Raw genomic sequence first — 9,642 nt, forward strand, 5'->3', positions numbered from 1 at the left:
CCATCGACGACATCATCACGACGCCCACGTCGTGCGATCTGACGATGAAGCTCCGGAACAGGTTTGCCCGCGCCAGGGAGCAGCTCCTGACCTTCGCCGATTGGCCCGGCCAGGTCGAGCCAACCAACAACGCCTGCGAGCGCGACCTGCGCCCCGCCGTCATCCAGCGCAAGATCACCAACGGCTACCGCGCCATGTGGGCGGCCCTGGGCGAAGCCGACGTCAGGACCGTCGTCGCCACCGCGCGCCTCACCCCCGGCACCAACACCTTCGGAACCATCGCAGCTACCCTCGGCGCCTGAAGATCCCGCCAGAACAAGGCGTGGGTAATTACTCGCGGACGGCGGGTCGGCGCAGGTCTGACGTGGCCGCGTTCGCCAGTGATGGGTGGGGCTTACGTCCTTCCGACGGATCTTCGTTCGCTGCCGGTAACGCTCGTCGTGCGTAGACGACGGTGACGTGAACGAGTGGCTGCTTCGAGGATCCAGCGAAGTAGAGCTGAACGACGGATAATGGGTCAGAGCCAGCATCAACTTTGTTGATCCACATCGACGACCATGCAGGTCAAAAAACCTACTCGATGTCTGTGATGCCCGCTAAGTTGATGACCGAAAACGCTTCGTAGCCGGCCATCATCGGTATCCATTATCGATAAGGTTCTCGATCAACATCGGCGATGAGACGGCTGATGACGAGCCTGTGTTCGACGTTAAGACAGACGAGGGCGTTAGCCGGCCCCTCGACCACTCGGGTAAGACCCCGGTCATCGACCTTGATCGCCTTCGGTCGGGCGGGACATAACGTAGCATCGATCGCTGCCGCCACTGGCACCGCGTCGAACAGGATTGGCACTTTCTGGCCTCGCGCATTGTTGGCTCGCCACTCGGTGGTAAGTGCCTCCAGCATCGCCGTCGTGGCGTTCGAGGTCGCGACAAGTCCCGCTTCGTCGCTGGAGGTGAGCTTTATCTGCGTCGAATCGAGTGGGAACAGGGTCACTGGCACGCCGCTCGCCAACACATCCCGCAGCGCCGCCGGATCCTGGACGACGTTATACTCGGCGCTGGGTTTCGGTGCGACGGTCGCCTCGGTTTGCCCATAACCCAACCTGATCGAGCGGCCCATCGCCAGAATGCGACCGAGCTTGCCGAAGGCCGCGGGATCAAGTCGTCGCAGCCCCGCGACGTCGCCGAGCGGTCCGAGCGCGATCAGCGTCACGCGGTTTGGATGTCGTCGGATCAGCCTGGCGACGAAAGCGAGGGATGCCGTGCCACCCTGTCGGCCGTCGCGGGCCCATGCCGCCTGGCTGAAGACCGTCCCGGATGGGGTCGGAGCGCCGCGCACCACGACGACATCGCTCCGTCCGAGCACGTCGAGCATCCGCCGCACCAGCTGCGCGCGCAACGCTGTGTCGCCGAACGAGACCATGATCGCCCGCACGTCGAGAGCGGGCGAGCGCAACGCCCAGGTGATGGCATAGGCATCGTCGATGTCGTCGCCGACGTCGCTGTCGATCACCACCATCGGACGCGTCGCCGCTGTCGCAGGCACGGCGACCGCAAGTCCCGCGGCGGCAGCGGCGCAGGCGAATGCCCGGCGGCTCAGTCGACGCCTCCCGCATCGGCGGGAACGGCCAATCGCTCGGCCAACCGGTCGAACTCTGCCGGCCACTCCGTCTGCCAGCGGGCACGCGACGCGGCGCCGGCCCAGCTGCCAGCGATGCCGTTCAGCATCATCCCGCGAAGATCGGCCAGGCCGAAGCCGAAATGAGTGTACATAAGCTCCCACGCGCCGCCCGGGCTTACCGAATGCAGCGCTGGATCGTCGGTGTTGGGGTGAAGACGCAATCCCAGCCGCGCCATGCGTCGGATCGGGTGGTCACTCGCCCAGCGCGCCGGCGGCAGCGTGCGCAGGTAATAGGAATTGGTCGGCACGACGGTGAAGACGATCCCACGCCGGGCATAGTCCGCCGCCAACTCGGGATTGTCGACGATCGTGTAGCCATGGTCGACTCGATCGACGCCGAGCCGGTCGATCGCAGTGGCGACGTTCCGCCAGGGCATCCCGAACTCTCCCGCATGCGCGGTCGTGCGCAGGCCATAACGCTTGGCGAGCGAATAGGCGGCGGCGAACAACTCGGGCGGCCGATCGATCTCGCTATAGTCGATGCCGATGCCGGCAACGCGGGGGTCGCGGCAGCCGAGCATCGCTTCGACCATCGCCAGCGCCTCGGCAGGCTCTGCCTCGCGGTCGATCGAGGGGATCAGCAGCGACGTGATGCCGTAGTCGGCTTGCGCATCGCGCATCCCGGCCAGGATCGCATCCTGCATCGCTCGGTAGGGCAGGCCGGAGTGGACGAGGCTGCCGGTCGGGTTCCAGAAGAACTCGGCGTGGCGCACCGCCTCTCCCGCCGCGGCAGCGAGATATTCATAGGTGATGCGGCGGAAGTCTCCCGCCTCGCGCAACAGATATCGCTCGAGCGCGCGCAACACGCGCAACACGCCGACCGGCTTCTCGCCACGGGCGAAGAAACCGGCGATCTCGTCGGCCCCGATCGGCGCCTCATACTTGGCGACCAGCGACGCGAACGTCTCTCGCCGGACCGAGCCGAGCAGATGGCAGTGCAACTCGACCTTGGGGATGGCGGCGAAGAAGGCGCGCAGTGCCGGATCGGCCACGCGGCCGATGCGTGAGCGCGGCACGTTGCCGATCTGGAGCTCGCGATCGATCATCGGCTCAGTGCGGCGTTGCGGCCACGTACAGATAGTAGCCGAGTGGCACCGCCATCGCGACCAGTCCGGGATGCAGTGTCCGCCCTCGACCCGCGAGCAGTTCGATCACGACGTACAGGAGGGTGCCGGCTGCGATTCCGGTGCCGAAGCTGTTGGCGATCAGCGTCGTCAGCACCATCGCGATCGGCGCGAACAGCGCGGTCGGCTCGTCGCCGGGAAGGCCGCGGATGGTCGACGGTAGCGACACGCCGATCAGGATCAGCGCCGGCGCGGTCGCCTGACGCGGGATCGCCATCGCCAGCGGCACCGCGGCCAGCGTCAGCAGGAACAGCCCGGCAGCGACGATCGGCGTCAGCCCGGTGCGCCCGCCCGCCTCCACCCCGGCAGCAGACTCGACCAGCGCTGTCGCCGCGGGAATGCCGATCAGCGGACCGATGCTCGCACTCACCGCATCGACCAGGAACGGCCGCTGGATACCTGGCAGATCGCCGTCGGCGTCGGTCAGTCCGGCCTTGCCGCCGATCGCCAAGGTCGTGCCGAGCGTCGAGAAGAACTCGGCGGCGAAGAAGGCGAACAGGTACGGGAGCGCCGACACCCTCAGCGCCGCCACGGGATCGAGGTGGAGCGCGACCGGCGCGAGCGAATGCGGAAGCGCGAGCGGCGATCCGGCGAGCTTCGTCACGCCGAGCGGTACGCCCAGGACCGCCGCCGCGGCTATCCCGGCGAGTATCGCGCCTGGCAGTCGCCGCGCCTGCATCGCCAGCGCGACGCCAAGCCCCGTCAGCGCCATGATCGGCCCTGGCAGCGCGAAGTTGCCGAGCGCGAGCGCATTGGTCTTGGCGTTTACCGCGATCATCCCGGCGTCACGGCAGCCGAGCATCGCGATGAACAGCCCGATCGACGCGCCCAGCCCGAGCTTGATCGGTGTGGGGATGATCCGGACGACGATCCCACGCGCGCCGCTCAGCGTCAGCACGACGAATAGCAATCCCGAGAAAAGCGCGATCCCGAGCCCCGCCGGCCAGTCGATATGCTCGACCTGTGCCAGCGTCACGCCGATCAGTGCCGATCCGCCGATCCCCGGCCCCACCAGGAACGGCAGATTGGCGTAAAGCCCCATCGCGATGCTGCCGCCGGCGATAAGCAGGATGGCGGCGGTGGTGGCGCCGCCGCGGTCGATCCCCGCCTGCGCCAGCAGCGACGGAATAACGACGATCAGATAGGCCGCGGCCAGAAAGCTGGTCAGCCCGGCCAGCGCCTCGCGCCCCACGCCGGTGCCGCGCTCGGCGAGCAGGAACCGGCGATCGAGTGCGGCTTCGATCCCCGTCATCGCTTGGCCTGCGCCTCGAAGCGGGCGAGGAAGCGCGCCGTGTCGACCGCGCGGACGATGTGCACCGGCCGCTCGCCGCGACCGGGCGCAACCTCGTCCTTCCACACCAGCGCGCGGCCGTAGTCACCGCCCGGAAGCGTATCGACGTCCATTTTTGCCACCACCTCGTCCGTCACCAGGCTGGGGTCGATCGCCACCGCCACCGTGATCTCATCCCATAATGGCTGGCCGAGCCGGGCATAGCTCTTGACGTAGCGCGCGACCGGGGTGCCCGCCGCACCGATCCGATCGATCAGCTCGGGTGTCGCCTTGGCCGAGGACGACACGTTGCCGAGCACGGTCACCCGCTTCCACGGCGCCGTCAGCACGATGTGCGCCGCTTCGGGATCGAACAGGAAGTTGAAATCGGTCGCATAGTCGGCATTGCCGGTGACGCGGGCCATGTCGGTGTCGAGCTTGCCGCCTTCCAGCACGATCTCCTTGGCCAGCGACGGCAGGTCGGGCGCGATGCGGATCGCCAGCGCGATGTCCGTCAGCGGCCCGGCCGCCACGATCGTGACCTCTCCCGGATGCGCGCGCACCGACCGGATCAGTGCGGTGACCGCGTTCTCGCCCGACGGCTTGATCGCGGGCGCGCCCTCGGGAAGCGCGGGCACCAGCGAGGGATCGTCAGGGTGGTACGTCCTGCCGGGACGCGGGCTGCTCCACGCGCCCTTGAAGGGTACCTTGCCCCAATGCGCTTCCCAGTCGCGCATTTCGGCCTGCGTGCGGATCAGCGGCATCTCCGCGCCAGGATAGACCGGCACGTCGGGACGGCCGATGATCTCCAGGAAACGGAGCAGATGCTGCGTCTCTTCCTTCACCCAGGCATCGCCGGTGACGACGCCGATGCCGATCACCACCGCCCGCTCGTCGCGCAGGAGCGGGATGAGCGACTGGATATTGCTCTGTCCGGGGCCGAGGAAATCATTGTCGAGGAATATCCGCGTCACCTCGTGCCGCGGCTCGCCGGCGGCGTGCGCCGGCGTGGCCGCCAAGGCCAACGCCGCCGCCATCGTTCGCGTAGCCAGGCTCGATCCGCGCATCAGAACCGCGCCGATATGCCTGCGAAGATGTAGCGACCCAGCGCATCGTACATCCCGGCGAAGAACGCGCCGTTCGAGGTCTGCCCGGTGGATGCGGCGCTGGCGGTCAGCGGCGGATCGCGATCAAGCAGGTTGTTGACCCCGCCGCGCAAGGTGAAGCGCTTGGCGACGCTGACCGCCACGGAAAGGTCGAAATAGCTCGTCGCCCCCAGCCGTGAGTCATAGGCGAAGTAGGTGCCGGTCAGATAAGGCGCGCTGCTCGCCTTGTCGTTGGTGGTCGGGCCGATGTAGCGCCACGTTCCGGCGAGGCTCAGTCCCTCACCGGGCGACGTCCAGCTGACCAGGAGCCGGTGGCGCCAATGCGGAATGGGCTGGCCGCAGGTCGTGCCGAAGAAGCCGTCGCAGCGATAGGTCGGCGCGCCGGGCAGGATCTGCACCTCGTATTTCTCGGTGCGCGTTCCGCCGAAGTTGAGATCGACGCGTCCCGGGTTGCCGCCGAAGATGTCTCCCAGCTTTTGCGATGCAGTCGCGGTAATGTCGAGGCCACTGGTCTGGAGGTAGCCCGCGTTGACATAGGTCGAGATGACATAGGCGCTGTTCACCAGCGTGCCGGTCGCCGGGTTGCGCACGATCAGGTTGCAGAAGACGCCAGTCGCGATGCACTGGTTCACGGTGATCTGGGCGGGCACGGTCGTGATCAGCCGCTTCACCTTGATGTCGAAATAATCGACCCCGACGGTGATCCCGCGCAGCCAATGAGGCGTCAGCTGACCACCAAACGTCTTGGTGTTGGCGATCTCGGGCAGCAGGTTGGGATTGCCGCCGACGCGCGCACCCGATTGCTGGCCCGCCGCGGGTGCGATGGAGCCATATTCCACCGCCGTCACGCCGGAGAGCGCGCATTGCGCGAACGTCGCGCGCGGCGCCGTGCCCTCGCATGGGTCGGAGATGCTGGCGGTGGTGCCGCGCTGCGGCCCGAACAGCTCGGTCAGATTGGGCGCGCGCACCGCCCGCTGGAAGCTGCCGCGAAACCGAAAATCACTGATCGGCGCCCATTCGCCACCCGCCTTGAACGCGGTGGTGTCGCCCGCCGTGCTGTAGCGCGAGAAGCGGATGCCGCCTTCTGCGCTCAGGCTGCGGAAGAACGGCTTGTCCTCGACCAGCGGCACGCGCGCCTCGCCGAACACCTCCTTCACGTTGAACGAGCCCGAGGTGGGGAACTCGCCGCCCGAATCGCCGGCCACGTCGAGGCTGCTGTAGAAGCTGTCGGGCTGGAAGTTCAGCTTCTCGTCGCGATACTCCGCGCCGACCGCGACGCCGATCGGGTGCGAGGCAAGCGGGCTGCCGAAGCCGAGATCGCCCGACAGCGAGCCGCTGACGATGAACTCCTGCGTATAGCCGGTACGATGGACCGTGTTCCCGACATAGGAGAGCGCCGCGCTGCTGATGCCGCCGACCGCGAACAGGTTGAGCGGCACGCAGGACGGGTCAGTGCCGTTGGCCGCCGACTCGCAGACGATCTGTCCGCCGCTGTTGACCGCGCGGAGCGACTTGGCGAAGCGCGCGAGCGAAATCTCGTTGATGGTCGTCGAGTCATAGTCGGTGCGACCATATTGCGCGTACACGTCATAGTGCCAGCCGTTCAGCACGTCGCCGCGCAGCCCCGCCACGCCCTGATAGGACGTGTGATTGGTGTAATCATGCCGCGATCCCGCGGGCGCGTCACGGAACGACACGTTCACCTTCGCGCTCTGCGCCGGGCTCAGTCCGACCGAGGTGCAGATAAGGTTGACCTCCGACGCCGAGAGAAACGGGTTGTTGCAGTTGATGCTTTCGGCGACGGTGAACACCCCGGTGGGGGAGATGCGGATATCCGCCTGATCGCGCATGAACATGAAGCTGCCATAAGCCTCCAGCGCGTCCGAGAACTTGTAATGGGCGAGCAGATCGGCGTTGACCCGCTTGTCGGGTGCTTGAAGATCATAGGTCGGGCCATTGCTGAACCCGTCCGACGTCCGATACGCGCGCAGCGAGTTGCCGGTGGTCGCATCCAAAGTGTAGCTGCCGCGCACCGCCCCGGTGATCGGGTTGGTCAGCTGGAGCTGCGCGGGGAAGGTGGTGCTCGACAGCGAGCAGGCATAGCCGGCCGCTGTCGCCGCGAGATTGCAGGTCGAGAAGTCGCGCTCGGACGTGCCGACGCCATCGATCGCGCGATAGCTGGCGAAGGCGGTGACATTGCCGCGCCCGTCGCCCAAGTTCTTGCCCCAGGTAAGCGAAACGCTCTGCTGTCCGCCGTCGTCGGCGCTGCCGCTGGTCACCGGCTGGCCGGCGGCGGTGGCGACGGCCGCGATCGGGTTGCGGTTGTCATGGGTGAACAGCCCCGCCTGCGCGTCCGCCTGCAGCCCGGTGAAGTCCTTCTTGAGGACGAAATTGACCACGCCGGCGATCGCGTCTGAGCCATAGACGGCCGAGGCGCCGCCGGTGACGATGTCGATCCGCTCCACCAGCGCGGCGGGCACGTTGTTGATGTCCGCCGCCTGCGCTGCCGACCGGGCCGGATCGCCCTGCATGAGGCGCTTGCCGTCGATCAGCACGAGGGTGCGCTGGTTGCCGAGATTGCGCAGGTTGATGGTTGCGGTGCCGCTGGCGCCGATGGTGCCGCCGCGGTTGCCGCCGCCCTGGTCGGCATAGGCCTGAGGCAGCGTGTTGATGAGGTCCTCGACGCGGACCGCGCCGCGCTGGAGGATTTCCGCGCCGCCCACCGTGGTGATCGGGCTGACGCTGGTGGCGTTGGAGCTGCGAATGCGCGAACCGGTGACGACGACATCGTCGCCCTGGTCGCCCGCGGGCGCGGCGGTCGTGTCGGCGAGAGCGGGTTGGGGCACGGTCGGCGTGATCTGGGCCGAAGCCGGCACTGCAAGCCCGGCGGCAAGGAGCCAAGCCAACGTTACCGGGCCTGCAGCGGAGCGAAGGCGCGGCATCTCGCGGACGCGCCCGACGATTGGGACTGGGATGGCAGATGGCATGGCAGGCCCCTTTGCTGGTCTATCACCGCCCGACCGTCATCGACCCCCAATGTGCATTTCTGTTCTGGTCGCATCGTCGCCGGCCCCTGGACCGGGTCATCCACCTGTCGGCTGCTTTGAACGACAGCTCTGATGAGGAAGCTATGCCTGTCACGTCATCAAGGGAAAGCAGATGATGTTATCGCGCAATACAGATTGCTTATGAAAGATCTCGCGCGCAATCTTCTTTCGGTGGCCAATCCAACCCTAAATGCCGATACTCGGCTTAGCCATCGGTTGCAGGCGGTGTCGTTGCGCCAGTTGCGGTTCTTCGCCGCGCTCGCCGAAGACGCGAGCTTCAGCCGCGCCGCCGGACGCATGGCCATTTCGCAGCCCGCGCTCAGCGCGGCTATCCGGCAGATGGAGACGCTGCTGGAGCTTCGGTTGTTCGATCGCACCACCCACCGCGTCGTCTTGAGCGACGCCGGCCGATCATTGCTGCCGCATGTTCGGCGGCTGCTCGTTACCGCCGACAACGCCTTTGCCGACATGGCCAACGCGGCGGCGCGTCAGCGCGCCGCCGTCCGGATCGGCTCGATCCCGTCGGCGGTGCCGATCGTCGCCGACCAACTCGCCGCGATTAGCGTCGGTGGCTCGGAGCCGGTCGAGATGATGCTGTGCGACGGCAAGAGCGACGCCTTGGTCGAGCAACTCCGCACCGGAGCGCTCGACGTGGCGATCTGCGTCCATGCGCAAGCCGATCCGGCACTCGAAGCGGTCCCGCTGATGGACGATCGCATGCTGCTGCTCGTTCATCCCGACCACCGGTTCGCCATGCGCACCAGCCTGCGCTGGGCCGAGCTCGACGGCCATGAGATCGTTCATTTCGGCGGCGGCAGCATCGGCGAACTGGTCTCCGCCGCCATGCGACAGAATGACCTGACGCCGTCGACGCGCTATCAGGTCGATCAGGTCGACTCCCTGTTCGGCATCGTTCGGGCCGGGCTGGCGGTGGCGGTGATGCCGCGCCTGTACACCATGGGGCTGGGTTGGGGCGAGGTGGCGCTGGTGCCGCTCGTTCAGCCTAGGATCGTCCGGCGGCTCGTCCTGTTGTCACGGCGCGGTTTGGCGACGGAGTTCCCCACGGGCGACAGCTTCGTTCGAACGCTCGCGGCGCACCTCGTCCAGCGCCTTGCCGCCGACGATCGCAGAAACATCAAGGCGATGACGTGAATCGAACTCTAACCTCATAGCCAGCATTCTAGGCCAGCGCTCTGGAAGAGGTTCCGCTTGCAGCAGCTCTGCACATTGGCGAGGATTCAAAGTCGTAGCCTTCGGCCGTGAGTCGCTCATAAATTGAGGGCAGTCGGCTCGCCTGTCAAAGATGAATGAACGTCAGGTTGTAGGGAAGGGCCGAACGCCTTTGAGTGTCCGCTCCTGTGAAGGAAATCGGGCACCGGCAGGTGTACGATATCCTCCAAGGCAGGAAGCCG

7 protein-coding genes are annotated in these 9,642 nt (G+C 66.8%); 2 read left to right on the plus strand and 5 right to left on the minus strand.

Features of this window, described 5'->3' with window-relative positions; all coding sequences use genetic code 11:
• The coding region (locus tag ACFE65_RS16745) for a transposase (protein WP_375383499.1) at positions 1-302 on the plus strand (302 nt) is incomplete at its 5' end.
• Positions 303-645: 343 nt separating this feature from the next.
• Here the strand turns inward: ACFE65_RS16745 and ACFE65_RS16750 are convergent.
• From ACFE65_RS16750 to ACFE65_RS16770, 5 genes are all read right to left on the minus strand, one after another.
• A complete protein-coding gene (locus ACFE65_RS16750) occupies positions 646-1,521 on the minus strand; it encodes a nucleoside hydrolase (RefSeq protein WP_375383500.1) in 876 nt (291 codons plus the stop codon).
• Positions 1,522-1,598: 77 nt separating this feature from the next.
• Positions 1,599-2,729, minus strand: a complete 1,131-nt coding sequence (locus tag ACFE65_RS16755) for an adenosine deaminase (protein ID WP_375383501.1) — start codon at positions 2,727-2,729, stop codon at positions 1,599-1,601.
• A gap of 4 nt (positions 2,730-2,733) precedes the next feature.
• A complete protein-coding gene (locus tag ACFE65_RS16760; RefSeq protein ID WP_375383502.1) occupies positions 2,734-4,059 on the minus strand; it encodes an NCS2 family permease in 1,326 nt (441 codons plus the stop codon).
• Positions 4,056-5,144: a nucleoside hydrolase gene (locus tag ACFE65_RS16765; protein ID WP_375383503.1), complete on the minus strand. Its 1,089-nt coding sequence runs from the start codon at positions 5,142-5,144 to the stop codon at positions 4,056-4,058. The genes ACFE65_RS16760 and ACFE65_RS16765 overlap by 4 nt, the downstream gene beginning before the upstream one ends.
• Positions 5,144-8,029: a TonB-dependent receptor domain-containing protein gene (locus tag ACFE65_RS16770; protein WP_375383504.1), complete on the minus strand. Its 2,886-nt coding sequence runs from the start codon at positions 8,027-8,029 to the stop codon at positions 5,144-5,146. The genes ACFE65_RS16765 and ACFE65_RS16770 overlap by 1 nt, the downstream gene beginning before the upstream one ends.
• 372 nt (positions 8,030-8,401) lie before the next feature.
• On the opposite strand from ACFE65_RS16770, the gene ACFE65_RS16775 reads away from it, so the two are divergent.
• The gene (locus ACFE65_RS16775) at positions 8,402-9,382 is read left to right on the plus strand and encodes a LysR family transcriptional regulator (RefSeq protein ID WP_375383505.1); all 981 of its coding nucleotides are present in this window, start codon (positions 8,402-8,404) and stop codon (positions 9,380-9,382) included.
• Positions 9,383-9,642 lie beyond the last annotated feature (260 nt).

It is taken from the genome of uncultured Sphingomonas sp. (assembly GCF_964237335.1).
In the GTDB taxonomy this organism is placed as follows: Bacteria; Pseudomonadota; Alphaproteobacteria; order Sphingomonadales; family Sphingomonadaceae; genus Sphingomonas.